Annotated in this window: 7 protein-coding genes (1 of these 7 running past the window's edge); all 7 read left to right on the forward strand. The window is 70.4% G+C overall.

Annotated elements, in window-relative coordinates; genetic code table 11:
• A protein-coding gene (locus ACIRG5_RS07585) for an SDR family NAD(P)-dependent oxidoreductase (RefSeq protein WP_402901703.1) crosses the window boundary here: on the forward strand, nt 1-7,968 show its 3' portion. Its footprint begins 21,669 nt before the window's first position; only the last 7,968 of its 29,637 coding nucleotides appear in the window; the start codon falls outside the window, past its left edge; its stop codon occupies nt 7,966-7,968.
• Nucleotides 7,969-7,982: 14 nt separating this feature from the next.
• Nucleotides 7,983-9,680, forward strand: coding sequence for a 3-hydroxyacyl-CoA dehydrogenase family protein (locus ACIRG5_RS07590; protein ID WP_402901706.1), 1,698 nt, complete (start codon nt 7,983-7,985; stop codon nt 9,678-9,680).
• Nucleotides 9,681-9,754: 74 nt separating this feature from the next.
• Nucleotides 9,755-10,204, forward strand: coding sequence for a hypothetical protein (locus tag ACIRG5_RS07595; protein WP_319973431.1), 450 nt, complete (start codon nt 9,755-9,757; stop codon nt 10,202-10,204).
• Between the two features lie 153 nt (nt 10,205-10,357).
• Nucleotides 10,358-12,955: a LuxR C-terminal-related transcriptional regulator gene (locus ACIRG5_RS07600; RefSeq protein WP_402901710.1), complete on the forward strand. Its 2,598-nt coding sequence runs from the start codon at nt 10,358-10,360 to the stop codon at nt 12,953-12,955.
• Nucleotides 12,955-15,627, forward strand: a complete 2,673-nt coding sequence (locus tag ACIRG5_RS07605; RefSeq protein WP_402903073.1) for an ATP-binding protein — start codon at nt 12,955-12,957, stop codon at nt 15,625-15,627. The genes ACIRG5_RS07600 and ACIRG5_RS07605 overlap by 1 nt, the downstream gene beginning before the upstream one ends.
• Nucleotides 15,628-15,977: 350 nt before the next feature.
• Complete coding sequence (locus ACIRG5_RS07610) at nt 15,978-16,649, forward strand: PAS domain-containing protein (protein WP_402901713.1); 672 nt, start codon at nt 15,978-15,980, stop codon at nt 16,647-16,649.
• 6 nt (nt 16,650-16,655) lie between these two features.
• Nucleotides 16,656-18,011 (forward strand): aldehyde dehydrogenase family protein, encoded by a 1,356-nt coding sequence (locus tag ACIRG5_RS07615; protein ID WP_402901716.1) that lies wholly within the window; start codon nt 16,656-16,658, stop codon nt 18,009-18,011.
• Nucleotides 18,012-18,014: the final 3 nt, after the last annotated feature.

Here is an 18,014-nt window from a genome sequence, read left to right on the forward strand (position 1 = left end):
CATGCGTTCCACTCGCCGTTGATGGAGCCGATGCTGGACGACTTCCGCGAGTCGCTCGCGGAGATCACCCTGCGAGAGCCGAGCATTCCTGTGGTGGCCAGCGGGGACGTCACGACCGTTGACTACTGGGTGAACCACGTTCGGGACGCGGTGCGGTTCACGGACAACGTGCGCGGGCTTCGGGATGGTGGCGCGACCACGTTCGTCGAGGTGGGGCCGGACGGAGTGCTCAGCGGGTTGGTCGAGGACTCGATTCCCCTGCTGCGCAAGGACAAGGGTGAGCGCGTTGCTGCTCTGACGGCGTTGGCTCGTCTGCACGTTGAAGGGGTGAAGGTCGACTGGAGCGGGTTCTGCGCCGGTGGCGAGAAGATCGACCTGCCCACCTACGCGTTCGACCACCAGCGGTACTGGCCCTCGGTGCGGATCGGCGGAGACGACGCGTCCGGCATCGGCATGGTCGCGGTCGGGCACCCGTTGCTGATCGCGTCGGCGGAACTCGCTGACGGGGAAGGGTTCCTGTTCACGAGCAGGCTGGCGGCGCGCACGCATCCGTGGATTCGCCACCACACGATCATGGGACGCGTGATGGTGCCGGGTGCGGCGCTCGTCGAGCTCGCGCTGCGGGCCGGGGACGAGGTCGGGCTGGACCGGCTGGAGGAGCTGACGTTGTCGGCACCGGTGATCCTGCCGGAGCACGGTGGGCTCGCGCTGCAGATGAAGGTGTCCGCCGGCGATGAGCGCCGGACGTTCACCATCCACGCGCGGCCTGACGAGGTGGCTGACGCGCCGTGGACCCAGGTGGTCAGCGGTGTGCTGGCCGGAGGAGAGCAGCGCGTCGAGTTCGACGCATCGGTGTGGCCACCCAAGGCTGAAGTTGTTGACGTGGAAGGGTGTTACGAGAAGTTCGCGGAGGCCGGGTTCGCCTACGGCGGGCTGTTCCAGGGGTTGCGGGCGGCCTGGCGTGACGGCGACACCACGTATGCCGAGGTGGCGCTGCCGGACGACGTCAACGTCAAGCCGTTCGGGCTGCATCCGGCGTTGCTCGACACCGCGCTGCACGTCTCGCTGCTCGACGAGAGCGGGGTCGCCGGGCTTCCGTTCGCGTGGGAGAACGTGTCGCTGCACGCGACCGCGGCTACGGCGTTGCGGGTGAAGATGACGCGCGACGGCAACGGGCTGCGGATCGCGCTCGCCGACCCCGCCGGCAACCCGGTGGCGTCGGTCGAGTCGCTGGTGATGCGGGCCGTCGCGGCCGAGCAGCCGGCTGAGCTGGACGCTTTGTTCGCGGTGCGGTGGACGCCTGTCGCGGTGCCGCCGGCCGAGGCGGGCAAGACGGTCAGCGTGCTCGGGCCGGACGTGCTCGGGTTGTCCGTCGGACGGGTCGAGGGCCTGCTTTCGCTGGCGGACACGGACGTTGTGCTCGTGCCGGTCGCGGGGGAGCAGAACGCCGAGTCGGTGCGGGCCGTGACGCACCGGGCGTTGGAGCTGGTCCAAGAATGGATTCGCGAGGACCGGGACGGGCGGCTCGTGTTCGTCACGCGCGGCGCGGTCGAGGGTGATGATCTGGCCGGTGCGGCGGTGTGGGGGCTGCTGCGGACCGCGCAGACCGAGCACCCGGACCGGTTCGGGTTGATCGACCTGGACGCCGAGGAGTCGTCGCTCGCGACGCTGCTCGGGGTGCTGGACCTGGACGAGCCGCAGCTGGTCGTGCGGGACGGTGAGGCTCGGGCGGCGCGTCTGGGACGGGTCGCGGGCCGGACCGCTGAGGGCGGCTGGGAGAGCCCGGTGCTGATCACGGGCGGCACTGGCGGACTTGGGCGGATCGTGGCACGGCACCTGGTGGAGACGCACGGGGTCACCGAGCTGGTGCTGGTGAGCCGCAGCGGTTCCGGTGATGTGAGTGAGCTGGAGGCGTTGGGTGCGAAAGTTTCTGTTGTCGCCTGCGATGCCGCTGATCGGGCCGCGTTGTGGGAGGTGTTGAAGCAGCACAAGGTTCGTGGTGTCGTGCACGCGGCCGGTGTGCTGGACGACGGTGTGATCGAGTCGCTCACGCCGGAGCGGGTCGACGATGTGTTGCGCGCCAAGGTGGATGCGGCACTGAACCTGCACGATCTCGCGACCGAGACGTCCAGGTTCGTGATGTTCTCGTCGGCGGCCGGGGTGTTCGGCAACGCCGGGCAGGGCAACTACGCCGCCGGCAACGCGTTCCTCGACGCACTGGCCGCGCACCGGCAGCTCAACGGGTTGCCCGGCGTGTCGCTGGCGTGGGGTGCCTGGGACACCGGCATGGTGTCGGCCGAGGATGCCGAACGGATGCAGCGCTCCGGCATGCCGGCCATCTCGTCCGAGCTGGGGCTGCGGTTGTTCGACGCGGCAGTCGCCGGAGCGGAACCCGCGGTGGTTCCGGTGCGGCTCGACCTGGCGGTGCTGAAGCAGAACGGCGACGTGAAACCGTTGCTGCGCGGGCTGATCCGGGTCAAGGCACGGCGCAAGGTCGCGGGGTCGGAGACGGCCTCCGGGCTGGTGCAGCGACTGTCCGTTCTGGACGAAGCCGGGCGGAGTGAAGCGCTCGTGGACCTGGTTCGCGGCGAGGTCGCGGCGGTGCTCGGCTACGACACGATCGCGGCGGTCGACCCGGCGCGGGCGTTCCAGGAGCTCGGGTTCGACTCGCTGACCGCGGTCGAGCTGCGCAACCGGCTCACGGCGGTCACCGGGCTCAAGCTGCCGGCGACCGTGGTGTTCGACTACCCGTCGTCGGCGCAGCTGGCCGGGTACCTGAAGGACGAGCTGCTCGGAGCGGTCACGGACGTCTCGGACCTGCCCGCACTGGTGTCCACTTCGGACGATCCGATCGTGATCGTCGGCATGGCCTGCCGATACCCCGGCGGTGTCTCCTCGCCGGAGGACCTGTGGGACCTGGTGGCTTCCGGCGTCGACGCGATCACGCCGTTCCCGGCGAACCGCGGCTGGGATCTGGACACGTTGTTCCACCCGGACCCTGACCACCCCGGCACGTCGTACGTGCGTGCGGGCGGCTTCCTGCACGACGCGGACCAGTTCGATCCGGAGTTCTTCGGGATGTCGCCGCGGGAGGCCGTCGCGACGGACTCGCAGCAGCGGCTCATGCTGGAGACCGCGTGGGAGGCGTTGGAGCGTTCCGGGATCGCGCCGGCATCGTTGCGTGGCAGCTCGACGGGTGTGTTCGCCGGTGTGATGTACAACGACTACACGCAGCTCATCGGCGGTGCGGACACCGAGGGCTTCGGCTCGACCGGTGCTTCGCCTTCGGTGATCTCCGGGCGCGTGTCCTACGCGCTCGGGCTTGAGGGGCCGTCGGTGTCGATCGACACCGCGTGCTCTTCGTCGTTGGTGGCGCTGCATTGGGCCATGCAGGCTCTTCGGGCCGGCGAGTGCTCGTTGGCGTTGGCCGGTGGTGTGACCGTGATGTCGACTCCGGGGTCGTTCGTCGGGTTCTCCCGTCAGCGTGGTCTGTCAGAGGACGGGCGGTGCAAGGCGTTCTCGGACACGGCAGATGGTGTCGGTTGGTCTGAGGGTGTGGGTCTGCTCGTGTTGGAGCGTCAGTCTGATGCTGTGCGTCTTGGCCACACGGTTCTTGCGGTCGTGCGTGGTTCCGCGATCAATCAGGATGGCGCGTCCAACGGGCTGACGGCGCCTAACGGGCCGTCGCAGCAGAGGGTGATCCGTCAGGCGTTGGCGTCGGCCGGGTTGTCCGCTGCTGATGTCGATGCCGTCGAGGCTCATGGCACCGGTACGTCTTTGGGCGACCCCATCGAGGCCCAGGCGCTGATGGCGACGTACGGGCAGGATCGGGACGTGCCGCTGCTGCTCGGTGGCATCAAGTCGAACATCGGGCACACGCAGGCGGCGGCCGGTGTCGCGGGCATCATCAAGATGGTGCAGGCGATGCGGCACGGGGTGTTGCCGCGGACATTGCACGCTTCGACGCCTTCGTCGCACGTCGACTGGAGCGAGGGCGCGGTCGAGCTGCTGCAGGAGAACACCGCGTGGCCCTCGGTGGAGCGGGCGCGGCGGGCGGCGGTGTCGTCGTTCGGCATCAGCGGCACGAACGCACACGTGATCTTGGAGGCGCCGGGAGCGTCGGGGATCCCCCCAATTTCCAGCGTACGCGATGAAAATGCTGGTCAGGGGGCCGCGCGGGAATCTGTGGACAACTCGCGGCCTGTGGACAACCTCGTGCCGTTGGTGGTGTCGGCCAAGACAGACGCGGCGCTGGACGGGCAGGTCGAGCGGATTCGGCAGGCCCAGGGAGCGGCCGAGGATGTCGCGTACTCGTTGCTGACGAGCAGGACGTTGTTCGATCACCGGGCCGTGGTGCTCGGCGGTGAGGTCGTGGCTCGTGGGGCGGTGAGCAGGAAGCCGGTGGCGTTCCTGTTCAGCGGGCAGGGGTCGCAGCGGATCGGCATGGGGCGTGAGCTGTACGAGGCGTATCCCGTGTTCGCCGAGGCGCTCGACACCGCGTTGCAGCACCTCGACCCCGGGCTGAAAGAAGTCATGTGGGGTGAGGATCAGGAGGCGCTGAACCAGACCGGGTTCGCGCAGCCGGCGCTGTTCGCCGTCGAGGTCGCGCTGTACCGGCTGGTCGAGTCGTTCGGCGTCAGGCCGGATCACGTTGCCGGGCACTCGATCGGTGAGGTCGCGGCGGCGCACGTCGCCGGTGTGCTGAGCCTCGAGGACGCTTGTCAGCTGATCACGGCGCGGGCCGCGCTCATGCAGGCGTTGCCGCGAGGGGGCGCGATGGTGTCGGTGATCGCCTCGGAGGAGGAGGTGACGCCGTACCTGACGGGCAACGTGTCGATCGCGGCCATCAACGGGCCGCGGACCGTGGTGCTGGCGGGCGAGGAGGACGAGGTCCTCAAGATCGCCAAGCAGTGGAAGTACAAGCAGCTCAGGGTGAGTCACGCGTTCCACTCGCCGTTGATGGAGCCGATGCTGCCGGACTTCCGGGAGGCGATCAGCGAGATCACCTTCACCGAACCGGCGATCGCGTTCCAGACCGCCGGTGACCCCACCACGGTCGACTACTGGGTCGGCCACGTCCGGGATGCCGTGCGGTTCCACGACAACGTGACCGCGCTGGGAGACAGGACGTTCCTGGAGATCGGGCCCGACGCGGCGCTCACCCCGCTGGTCGACGGAGCGATTCCGACGATCAAGCGGAACGAGAACGAGGTCACGCGGTTCCTCACGGCGCTCGGCCAGGCTCACGTCGAGGGCGTCAAGGTCGACTGGACACCGCTGCTCGGCCACGCCAAGAAGATCGACCTACCCACCTACGCGTTCCGCCGGCAGTCGTACTGGCCGAAGGTCGTGGAGGGCGCGAGCGATGTGAAGGCGGCTGGTCTGGGCAGTGTCGGGCACCCGTTGCTCGGCGCGGCGGTCCAGCTCGCCGGGCAGGACGGGCACCTGTTCACCAGCCGGATCTCGCTGCGGACGCACGCCTGGCTCGCCGACCACGTGATCATGGGACGGGCGCTCGTGCCCGGTGCGGCGCTGGTCGAGGTCGCGCTCAAGGCCGGTGAGGAACTCGGGCTGGACACGCTGGACGAGCTCACGATCGCGGCGCCGCTGATGCTGCCCGAGCAGGGCGGCGTGCAGATCCAGGTCGCGATCGGCGCCGAGGAGAACGACAGGCGTGCCGTCACGATCTACAGCAGGCCCGAGGACACCGACCTGCCGTGGACCGAGAACGCCGGCGGCACGCTCAGCACCAGCGAGAGCCGCGGAACCGCGCTGACCGAGTGGCCGCAGGGCGAGCCGATCGAACTGGACGGCGTCTACGACAAGTTCGCCGAGATCGGGTTCGCGTACGGGGACACGTTCCAGGGCCTCAAGAACGCGTGGCGCCACGACGGCGCCATCCTCGCGGAGGTCGCGCTGCCCGACGGCGTCGAACCCGGCGCGTTCGGCATTCATCCGGCGCTGCTCGACGCCACGCTGCACACCGCGTTGCTGCAGGAAGGCGACGGGGGAGCGGGGCTGCCGTTCAGCTGGGAGGGCGTGAAGATCCACGCCACCGGTGCGGCAGCGGTCCGGGTCAGGATGACCAGGGACGACAGCGGCGCGATGCACATCGTCGTCGCCGACCCGCAGGGCAACCCGGTCGCCGAGGTCCGGTCGCTCGTGGTCAGGGCGGTCAACACAGGGCAACTCAACGAGAACACCACCCGCGACGCCCTGTTCACGCTCGACTGGAATCCGATCACCGCCACCGAACCCGTCAACGCCACCGTGGCCATCGCGGGCGAGGACCACTTCGGACTGGTCGACCACTTCGTCGCCGGGCGCGTCTACGACACCATCGAGACCGCCGACGCCGAGGTCGTCCTCACCGAGATCAGGCCCTGCTCCGACGACGTCGTGGACTCCGCGCACGCCGCCGTGAGCGATGCCCTGATCAACGTCCAGGAGTGGATCACGGCGAACCGGCCGGGAAGGCTCTGGTTCGTCACGAAGAACGCCATCGCGGCGAGCGGCACGGAAGCACCGGATCCCGTCGCCGCGGCGGTCTGGGGCCTTGTCCGGGTCGCGCAGTCCGAGCACCCCGGCACGTTCGGGTTGCTCGACATCGACGACGAACGCTCCAGCCTCGCCGTGCTGCGGCAGGCGATCCAGGCAGAGGAACCGCAGATCGTCATCCGCGACGGAGAGATCCTCGGCGGCCGCCTCACCAGGGCGGAACGCGGCGAGGCCACCACCGACTACGGCAAGGTGCTCATCACCGGTGGCACGGGCGGTCTCGGCCGGATCATCGCGAAGCACCTCGTCGAGAACCACGGTGTCCAGAACCTCGTCCTCGCGAGCCGCACCGGCCAGGCAGACGTCAGCGACCTCGAAGCGAACGTCACAGTGGCGGCCTGCGATGTCAGTGACCGCGACGACCTCGCCGCACTGCTCGACGCGCACAACCCGGCGACGGTCATCCACGCGGCGGGCGTCCTGGACGACGCCACCATCGAGACCCTGACGCTGGACCGCATCGACCCGGTGCTCCAGCCGAAGGTCGACGCCGCCTGGTACCTGCACGAACTGGCGCCGGAAGCCACCCTGATCCTGTTCAGCAGCGTCGCCGGCACGTTCGGCAACGCGGGCCAGGCCAACTACGCGGCGGCCAACGCCTTCCTCGACGCCCTTGCCGCACAACGCAAGGCGCACGGCCAGAAGGCGATCAGCCTGGCGTGGGGCGCCTGGGACACCGGCATGCTCAGTGCCCAGGACGCCGAACGCATGGCCCGCTCCGGAATGCCGGCGATCACCGAGGAACTCGGCGTCACCCTCTTCGACGAGGCACTCCAGACCGGCGCGGCGGCACCCCTTCCGGTGAAGCTGGACTTCGCGGTCCTGCGCAACCACGAGGTCGCACCGCTGCTGCGCGGCCTCGTGCGCACCAGGTCGAAGAAAGCCGTGGCAGGCCAGGAAACGGCGGACTCGCTGATCGCCCGCCTGACCGCGCTCACCGACCAGGGACGCACCGACGCGTTGCTGGACCTGGTGCGAGGCCAGGTCGCCGAGGTGCTCGGCCACGGCGAGAACGAGCAGATCGAGGGCGACCGGCAGTTCCAGGATCTCGGCTTCGACTCGCTCACCGCGGTCGAACTGCGCAACCGCCTCGGCGGCGCGACGGGGCTGAGGCTGCCCGCCACGCTGGTGTTCGACTACCCGACGCCGAACGACCTGGTGGCACACCTCAGGACCGAGCTGCTGGCCGACGCGCCGGAGGCCGGGCTCCCGAGCGTGCTGGCCGACCTCGACGCGTTCGAGAAGGCGCTCGCCGCGGCCAGCGTGGATCCCGCGCTGCACCGGCAGATCGCCGGACGGCTCGACGTCCTGCGCACGAAGTGGGCCAAGAACACCAGCACCGAGAAGGACTTCGAGTCGGCTTCGGACGACGAGATGTTCGCGATGCTCGACGAAGAACTCGGTCTCTAGGCTAGGAGACGGACATGCTCGTGATCGGTGTGGTGGGGCTCGGCAGCCTCGGGGAGGGCCTCGCGAAGGTCCTGCTCGAGAACGGGGCCGAGGTGATCGGCGTGGACAGCGATCTCGGTGTGCTGGCGCGCGTCCACGACAGGCTCGGCGGTCCCCGGCTGGGCCTCGCGACCGAACTCGTCGACCTCAAGCGGGCCGACCTCGTCATCGAGGCGTTGCCGGAGGACTTCGGCGTCAAGGAGACCGTGCTGCGGCAGCTCGCCGACCAGTGCGCGCCGGGCACGGTCTTCCTCACCGCCACCTCGACGCTGTCCGTGGCGAAGCTCGCCATCGCGTCCGGCGCGCCGGAGCGCGTCGTCGGACTGCGCTACTCCATCCCGCCGCCGTACGGGCGGCACGCGAGCCTGATCGGCACGTCCATGGCCTCCCCGGAGGCGTTTCACCTGGCACGCAAGGCGGTCCGGCTGGCAGGGACCGAGCTCGTGAGCCTCGGCTGCCGGCCCGTCGAGGCCGCCACCGCGCTGCTGTACGCGTGCATGAACCGCACGATGAACCTCGCCGACGAGGGCCACGCGACCGTCGAAGACCTTGACGCCGCCCTGAAACTGGGCTGTGGACTCAAGTTCGGCCCGCTGCACCTGCTCGACCTGATCGGACTCGACACCGTCCGCAAAGCTCTCCACCACCTCCACGACAGCACCGGTTCCGACTCCTACGTCCCGTCTCCGCTGCTGGTCCGCAAGGTTGAGGAAGGCCACCTCGGGCGGAAAACGGGCCGGGGCTTCCACCGGTACGACGACCGCGGCGAGATCCAGCCCCCGCCCCGCCACCGGGTCAGCGACGGCGAACCACGTGAGATCCGCCGTGCCGGCGTCGTCGGCGCCGGGCTGATGGGCCGGGGAATCGCGGAAGTCCTGATCGTCGCGGGCATTCCCACCACTCTCGTCGCCCGCACACCGGACAAGGCCGAGGACGCGCGGCAGCGGATCTGTTCGTCCCTGACCAGACTCGTGCAGAAAGGCAGGATGTCCGAACAGGACCGTCAGGACGTTCTCGCGAGGCTCACCACCGGCACGGGCTACGAGGCGCTCGCCGAGGCCGACATCGTCATCGAGGCCGTCGCCGAGAACATGGCCGTGAAAAGCGCTGTGCTGCAGGGCATCGACGTCGCCGTCAAACCCGGCGCCATCATCGCCACCACCACGTCGAGCCTTTCCGTCACCGACTGTGCGAACGCCACGAGCCGTCCCCAGGACGTCATCGGGCTGCATTTCTTCAACCCCGCCCCGGTCATGAAGCTCGTCGAGATCGTCCGCACCGGCCACACCGCCGACGACGTGCACGCCACCGCCCACGCGCTGGTGAAGTGGCTGCGCAAGACCGGCGTGGACTGCGCCGACCGGGTCGGGTTCATCGTGAACCACGTGCTGTTCCCGTACCTCAACGACGCCATTCGCCTGCTCGGCCGCACCGACGTCACCGTCGACGAGATCGACACGGCGATCGTCACGGCGTTCCACCACCCGATGGGCCCCTTCACCCTCCTCGACACCATTGGCCTCGACATCTCGCTCGCCATTCTCGAGACGCTCAGCGCCGCCTCTCCCACAGGAGAACCCGCACCCGCCGAGGAACTGCGCCGGCTCGTCGCCTCCGGTCACCTCGGGCAGAAAACGGGCCGCGGATTCCGGCTCGGGAACAAAGGAAAGTGAGGCATTCTCCTGACATTGAACGCGGTACAACGGCATCAGGCAGCACGTCGTTCGCAGAGAGGTGGTCATCAACGATGGCCGAGGAGGTCGGCACCCGACGGCGGCACGTGGCGATCTTCGCCAACCCCGCGCAGGGCCAGGCACTACCGGCGCTCGCGGTGATCGAGGAACTGGTGCGCCGCGGCTACCGCGTCACCTACGCCACCTCGTCCGAGGTCGCCGCCCGTCTCGCGCTGAGCGAGGCGACCGAGGGCAGGTGGGACGTGGTGGGGTTCCTCGACGACAGCTCGTCGCCGATCTCGCTGGCCCGCGGCTACTTCGCGGGCGACCTGCCCGACCTCGTCGTCTACGACAGCACCGCCGTCGACGTCGCGAGGGCCGCCGCGGAGACCTGGGACGGCCTGCCCGACGACGACTTCGTGGACGCGGCCTTCCGCGAGTTCCTCACCCGCTTCGGACTCGCGTTCCTCCCGGAGAAACCGAGCCTCTACCGGGTTGTGCCGGGCCGCGTTGTGGCGTATTAGTTCACTGACTGGAACCGGCGGTGGATTCGCCACCCGCACAATGCGGAATCACCGTGCCAGACTTTGACACTTGCCTCGCGGAGTTTGCGGTCCGGTCACCTGGGGCATTTATCCTCGGCGCAGGGTCACTCTTCGAGCCTGAGGCGGTAGGCGGTGGACGACCAGTCGGAGCTCTTCGGTCGTGAGAGCGTGCTCACCGCGGTGGCGCACCACACGACCGCGGCTCGCCGTGGCAGAGGCGCGCAGGCCGTGCTCGTGCGCGGGGGCCGTGGCTCCGGCAAGTCCGCCGTCCTGCGCCTGGCCGCCGCGACCGAGACTCGTGCCGGGACAACGGTGCTGAGCGCGGGCGGCCGCGGCGAACGTCTGCCGCTCACCGTCGCCCGCCGGTTGCTCGCCCAGGCCGGCACGGGAGTTCCGGAACTGACGGACACCTCTGCCGCCTCCTTCTACCGCGCGTACCGGGGCATGTGGCGTGATGTCGTGACGCTGGCGCGAAAGTCGCCCGTCTGTCTCGTCCTCGACGACCTCGACGCGTGCGACGACGCGACCGTCCGCTGGGTGGACTTCGTGCTGCGCAGGCTCGGCGACGAACCGGTCAGCCTGGTGCTGTCGCAGAACTCGCCGCTGCACGTGGATCTGGCCAGCGCGCACGTGGTCGACCTGCAGCCGCTCACCACGCCGCAGGTCGCCGACATGATCTCCACGACCCTGCACTTCCCGCCGGACGCGGTGTTCACGAACCTGTGCCTGCGCCTGTCCGGCGGCATCCCGAGTCACCTCACGACCGTGCTCGCGGACATCCGCGCCGCGCAGGCGTTGCGGCAGGAGTCCGTCGAACTCGTCGCCGCCAGGAGGCTGCGCGACCTGCCGGAACACCTGCGTGCCATCGCCACCGCGCTCGTGGTCGTCGACCGCGAGGAACTCGTCGGGCCGCTCGCCGGGGTCTCCACGCGGGTGGCCGAGAACGGGATCTCCACCCTGCGCCGCCACCACCTGCTCGGCGACGGCCTGCCCGACCACGTCCGCGCCTGGTACCGGGCGGGAGTGCTCGACGTGCTCGACCCGGCCGAGGCCGCCGAACTGCGGCACCGCGCGGCCGTCGTGCTGGACGAGTTCGGGCACGACGCGGGCGCGGTCGCCGACCAGCTCGTCCACCTGCCCGCCGTCGACGCGCCCTGGATGTCGCAGGTGCTGCACGAGGCGGCCGCGGGAGGGCAGCCCCGCGACGCGTCCCGCTACCTGCGCCGGCTCGTCGAGCTCAGCCCGGACGACGTCGAGTTGCGGGTCACCCTGGCGACCGAGCTGTCCCGGCACGATCCCGCACAGGCGTGCGAACACCTCGCCGCCGCGTTCCACCGCACCACCGACCCGGATCTGCGGGCCGCGCTCGCCGTGAAGCACGCGCTGACCGGGCGCACCCGCACGTTCCTGCGGCTGGCCAGAGACCCCGCGCTGTCCGCGGACCTGGTGACGCTGCTCGACGCCGTGCAGCTGTCGATCGACCTCGACGACGCCCGCGTGGCCGCGGCGGCCGTCGCCAGGGCCACGCCACCGCCGGCGGGAGACACGACGGCGCGACGGTGTCTGCTCGGCGTCGTCGCGGAGGCCGTCATGCGCGGCGGGGGAACGATGGACGCCGCCGTCGGGTACGCGCGGGCCGCCCTCACCGACTCGGAGGCGCTCACCGACTGGTCGATGCTGTCCGCCGCGACGGTTCTGCGCGTGGCGGGCCACACGGGGGAGGCGCTCTCCGTGCTGGACCGGGCCGTGGACGCCTTCTCCGGCAACGGGGATTCGCTCGCCCGCTGCCGATCACTCGTGCAGCGCGCACTCGTCCACATGTCGCTGGGTGATCTCCCGCGCGCCACCCAGGACGCGGCGACGGCGGTCCAGGCGATGCGCGACGGCGGCTGGCGGCTGCCCCGCGCGATCGTCCTGCTGGCCTGGCTGTCGTTGCAGACCGGCAACACCCCGCTCGCGGAGAAGCTGCTCGACGAGGTCGACGAGGACGACGTCCGGCACCTCACCCCGGTCCACCGCGAGTACCTGCGCGCGTCCGGCTGGCTCGCGGTCGTGCAGGACGACCTCCCGCTGGCGGCCGAACGGATGACGGCCTGTCAGAAGGTGATGATCGAGGTCGGGCTCAGCGACCCCGGCGCGCTGCCGACGTGGATCGACGTCGTGCAGGTGATGACGCTGGCCGGACGGGACGCCACCGAAGCCATGCGTGAGGCGGACCGGCTGGCAAAGGCGTGGCCGACCAGGGAGTCGGCCGCGTTCTCCCTGCTGGCACAGGCTTATGCCACGACCGGGCTCGGCGCGATGGACATGGCCAGGGCCGCCGCGGACGGGTTCGCGGCGGTGCCGTCGCTCATCCAGCAGGCGCGGACCGAACTGCTGCTGGGCCAGCGGTGGGCCGGCTTGGACGATCTCCGGCAGGCACGGGCGCACCTGCGGGCCGCCGTCGGGCTGGCGTTGCGGGCCGGAAGCAGGGCACTCGCCGACTCGGCCAGGACGGTGCTGCTCGGCGTCGGCGGGCGGATGCGCGTGCCGTCCACTGTGGACGGCCTGGCGGTGCTGACGGCCAGTGAGCGCAAGGTCGTGGACCTGGCGGCGGCCGGTGTGACGAACCGGGCGATCGCCGACCACCTGTTCGTGACGCTGCGGACCGTCGAGGTGCACCTGACCCGCGCCTACCGCAAACTCGGGATCTCCAGCCGTGCGGAGCTGGCGGACTACCTGGCCTCGTGATGATCCTGCTCGAACGCACCGGCGAACTGCTCCGGCTCACTCAGGCGCTGCACCGCGCCCGCGAGGGGAACGGTGGCCAGGTCGTCATCACCGGACCGCTCGGCTGCGGCAAGTCCGCGCTGCTCGACGCGATCCGGACGCGGGCCACCGGCTTCCGCGTGCTCACGGCCACCTGTTCCGCGCTGGAGCGGGACTTCGCGTTCGGCGTCGCCCGCCAGTTGCTGGATCCCGTGCTGGCGCAGGACAGCGCCCGCCTGCTCAGCGGCCCGGCAGGGCTGGCGAGACCCGTGTTCGAGGAGGACACGCCGGTCGACTCGGTGTTCGCCGTGCAGGAAGCGGCGATCAGCGGACTCACCGCGCTGGTGCGGGCGATCGGCGCGGAACAACCGGTGTTGGTGCTGATCGACGACCTCCAGTGGGCCGACGACCCGTCGCTGCACTGGCTGGTGACGCTCTCCGCGGTGCTGGAGAGCGAGCCGGTGCTGCTCGTCGCGGCCACCAGGGACTGCGCGCGCGGACTGATCGGGAGCACCGAGATCCGGCCGGAACCGTTGTCGCCGCGGGCGATCGCCGAACTCGTCGAACGCCGCGTCGGCAGGCGCCCCGACGAGGAGTTCGTCGCCGCGTGCCACGCCGTGACCGGCGGCAACCCGTTGTTCCTGTGCGCGGTGCTGCACCACGTCACCAGCCCCACCGCCGACCAGGTCCCGCACGTCCGGGAGCTGCGGCCCGCGCGGCTCAGGGAACGGCTCGTGCGCGACCTCGCCACCCAGCCGCGGTTCGCCCAGGACTTCGCCAAGGCCGCGGCCGTGCTCGGGGAGGACGAGCTCGTCGGCCGGCTCGCCGGGCTCACCGACCGGCAGGCGCGCGAGGCCCAGCGCGTCCTCGACCAGGCCGGTCTCGTGCTCGGCAGGCCGGTGATCAGGGACGCGATCGAGGAGTCGATGCCCGTCGCCGAACGCGACGACTGGCAGGCGAAGGCCGTGAAGCTGTTGCACGACAACGGCAGGCCCGCCGAACAGGTCGCGGCCCGGCTGCTCACCGTCACCTCCGCGCAGGGCCCGTGGGCGATCGAGGCGCTCGGCGAAGCCGCCGCGACGGCGTTGCGCAGAGGCGCGCCCGAGGTCGCCGCCCGCTACCTGCGCCGCGCGTTGCGGGACGTGGCAGGGGATTCCGAGCAACGCGCCCGGCTGCTCGTCGATCTCGCCACCGCCGAACGCCTCTTCGACCCCGCCGCGTCCGTCCGGCACATCTCCTACGCCGTGCCGTTGTTCCGCGAGGTCGAGGAACGGGCGGCCGCGCTCGTGCGGATCGCGCCGACCGCCCTCGGCTCGGCACCACGGCCCGTGCGCGACCTCATCGACCACGTCGCCGCCGGTCTCACCCACAACCCGGAGCTCGCGTACCGGCTCGAGGCACGGCAACGGTGTGCGTGGCACTCCGATCCCGCGTCGCTCGCCGACGCCGCGCACCGCCTCCGGCAGATCAGCGGCGCCACCCCCGGCGAACGCGAACTGCAGATCGTGCTGCTCGACGCCGCCATGCTCACCGCCCGCATGCCCGCGCACGAGGTCGCGGCCATCGCACGGACCGTGTTGCGACAGGAACCGCCACACCCCAAGCACGTGCACACCGCGTTGCCGTTGCTCATCAAGGTCCTCGCCGCCGCCGACGCCGCGCACGAGGCCGTGCCGTGGCTCGACCAGGCGTTCGGGCAGGCGACGACCACCGTCGAGCAGGCCCTGATCCGCGCCCAGCAGTCGTTCGTCCTCATGCACCTGGGCAAACCGGGGGAGGCGCGCGCGGCCGCCGAACACGCCGTCGACCTCGCCGTGCTGGACTGGCGCGGCGACACCACGACCGCCGCGATCGGGCTCATCGCCGTCGCGATGGACCTGCGCGATCCCGGGCTGATCGCGAAACTCCTCGCCTCCCGGCCCGATCGCGACGAACCCGCGGGCGTGGAGGCGGTGTACCGGATGCTGCACGCGATGGGTGAGGCGCTGGCGGGGGAGCACGCGCAGGCGCTCGAACATCTCCAGGACTGCGGTCGCGTGTTCGACGCCGCGGGGTGGCGCAATCCCGTGCTGCTGCCGTGGTGCGTGTACGTCGCACGGCTGCATGCCCAGCTCGGAGACTTCGCGGCCGCGAGAGAAGCCGCGGCGGCCGGCTGGGACCGCGCCGTCCAGTGGGGCGCTCCGCTCGGCATCGGACGGGCGCTCACCGTGCTCGGCCGCTACACGCCCGGCGGCCAGGGCCTCGAGATGCTGCGCGAGGCCGTCGAGGTCCTGCGCGCCAACCCGTTCGAACGGGCCAAGACGCTGCTTCACCTCGGCGCGCGCGAACGCGCGGATGGCGACCCCCAGGCACAACGCCGTCTCAGCGACGCGTATCAGCTCGCGGTGGAAAGCGGCGCCGAAAGACTGGCTCAGAGAATCGCGAAGGAACTCGACGGTAATTCCCCCGGCATCGTCGTGGCACTGACCCGCGCCGAGTTCAAAGTCGCCGGGCTCGTGGTCCGCGGTCTCACCAACGCCGAAATAGCGGACGAACTCGCCGTGACCTCACGCGCGATCGAAAAGCACCTCACGAACTCGTTCCGCAAGCTCGGCATCCGCCGCCGCACGGAACTGGCCGGCGCACTCGCCAGGGCCTACCCGCCCGACGCGTAACACCGGCGACACATCTACGAATTTCTTGTGCGCATGTGCCGCACAGTTGAGCTGTGCCTCAGTTACCGCGCGGTGGCGTCTCGATCGGTCGCGCGGCATCCTCGCAGTTCAGAGCTGTATCGCGCCATCAGGTGAGACGCAGCCGAAACGCCCTACCGAAATACGCGGACGCCTCCCCGAACCCCCAGCCCACCCCTACCACAACATTAGGGGCCACCCCTCACACCTCGTTGACCGGGTTCGGCAGATCTTCCTACGATTCAACGTGTCAAGGTGAGATTCGGGAAATAGTTCTAGATCGCCTCGATGCCGCCTCAAGTTTCATTTCTGCACGAGAGGGATTCTCTCTGATGCACACTGTTGCCGCTGGTTCTCTCGCCACCGACCAGATCGCCGTTCCGGACGCGGACGTGTTCCGCTCCCTGCTCGAACGCTCCGGTCTCTGCCTCGCTCGTCTCGACCTGCAGCTGCGCGTGGTCGAGGCCAACGACGACTTCGTGACCCAGTTCGGCCACTCCCGCGAGTCACTGCTCGGCCGCAGCTTCTACGAGCTGCTGCACCCCGGCGTGCACGGCCCGATGCGCAAGCAGTTCGACCGCCTCGTCGAGGGCCGCCGCCAGCGCTTCGTCGAGCACCTCGCCGGCATCGGCCCGCGCCACGCCGTCTTCACCGGCGACATCACCGGCATCGCCGTCCACGACGTGCACGGCGGCCTGGTGCAGTTCGTCGTCGTCGTGAACCCGGAGAAGGGCGAGCAGCCCAACGCCGTCGTGGTCGACCGCAACCGCATCCTCACCGACCTCGACGCCCGCATCCTGGAGGGCATCGCCACCGGCGAGTCGACCGTGCGCCTCGCGTCGCGGCTGTTCCTGTCGCGTCAGGGCGTCGAGTACCACGTCGGCACGATGCTCAAGAAGCTCAAGGCCCCCAACCGCGCCGCGCTCGTCTCGCGCGCCTACAGCCTCGGCGTGCTCAGCGTCGCCAGCTGGCCGCCCCGGGTCTCCGCCGACTACATCAAGTAGGCCGTCGTGGAGGAGATCCTCGACCGGGCGGCGGAGGCCGCCCGTGAATGGGGCACGACCCGGCCGGACGAGCGGGCGGCGGCACTCGACGCCGTCGCCGAGGCGCTCGACCGCGAGACCGGCGACCTGGTCGCGCTGGCCGAGTGGGAGTGCAGGCTCCCCGGCGAGGGCCTGCGCGCGGAGGTGGCCCGCACCACCTTCCAGCTGCGCTCGTTCGCCGCCCACCTGCGCTCGGGCGCGGTCGACGGGGTCGTCGTCGACCGCGAGGACCCGGCGTGGCCGGCCGGACCGAGGCCGGACCTGCGCCGCATGCTGGTGCCGCTCGGACCGGTCGCCGTCTTCGGCTCCACCTCGTACCCGTTCGCGTTCTCCGTGGCCGGCAGCGACACCGCGTCGGCACTGGCCGCCGGATGCCCGGTCGTGGTCAAGGCGAGCCACAGCTACCCCGATCTCGCCGACCGCACCGCCGAGATCGTCGAGGCAGTGCTGCCCAAGGGCGTGTTCGCGCTCGTGCACGGGCAGCGCCGCGCTCGTCAGCTCGTGCTCGACCCGCGGATCAGGGCCGTCGCGTTCATCGGCAGCAGCCGCGTGGGCCGCGAACTGCACCACCTCGCCGCGACCCGGCCCGAACCGATCCCGTTCTACGGCGGGTTCGGCAGCGTGAACCCCGTGTTCGTGACCGCTCAGGCCGCTCGCAGGCGCGGCCGGGAGATCGCGCGAGGGTTCGCCGGCGCACTGGCGCAGCAGAGCGGGCAGCTCTGCACGAAGCCCGGACTTCTCGTCGTACCAGAGACTTTCGCCGACGACGTCGCCGCCGAGGTGCGCGCGTTGCGGGCGGAGCCGTTGTTCAACAAGCTCGTGGCGAAGCGGTTCGAGACCGGTGTGGAGGCGTTGACGGAGTTCCTCGACGTGCTCGTCGAGGGTGGCTCCGTGGCGGGTGGGCACGCGCCGACCCTGTTGCGCACCACCGCGACCGACGTCCTGAACGGCCACGACGAGGTGCTCAGCGAGTGCTTCGGGCCCGTGTCCGTCGTGGTGACCTACCGCGACAGCCACGAACTGCTGGAGCTCGCCGCCACGTTGCCGGGACAGCTGACCGCGACCGTGCACGGCGAGGACGACGACGTCCTGCCCGAGCTGGTCAGCGAACTGACCGGGCGGGCGGGGCGGATCGTGTGGAACCAGTGGCCCAACGACATCGCGACGACCCCGGCCATGCACCACGGCGGTCCCTGGCCCGCGACCACGTCGCCGTTCCACACCTCCGTCGGCGTGCGAGCCGTCGAACGGTTCCAGCGTCCCGTGGTGTTCCAAGGGTTTCCCAGCCGCTTCCTCCCGGAAGTCCTGGCTGACGAACGGTGAGGA

The sequence above is a fragment of the Lentzea sp. NPDC102401 genome, assembly GCF_044765805.1.
Lineage (GTDB): Bacteria > Actinomycetota > Actinomycetes > Mycobacteriales > Pseudonocardiaceae > Lentzea > Lentzea sokolovensis.

What these genes read in the sequence shown, in the direction of transcription:
- ACIRG5_RS07605 (WP_402903073.1), top strand. Translation starts at nt 12,955, where the DNA reads ATGATCCTGCTCGAACGCACCGGCGAACTGCTCCGGCTCACTCAGGCG.
- ACIRG5_RS07595 (WP_319973431.1), top strand. Translation starts at nt 9,755, where the DNA reads ATGGCCGAGGAGGTCGGCACCCGACGGCGGCACGTGGCGATCTTCGCC.
- ACIRG5_RS07590 (WP_402901706.1), top strand. Translation starts at nt 7,983, where the DNA reads ATGCTCGTGATCGGTGTGGTGGGGCTCGGCAGCCTCGGGGAGGGCCTC.
- ACIRG5_RS07610 (WP_402901713.1), top strand. Translation starts at nt 15,978, where the DNA reads ATGCACACTGTTGCCGCTGGTTCTCTCGCCACCGACCAGATCGCCGTT.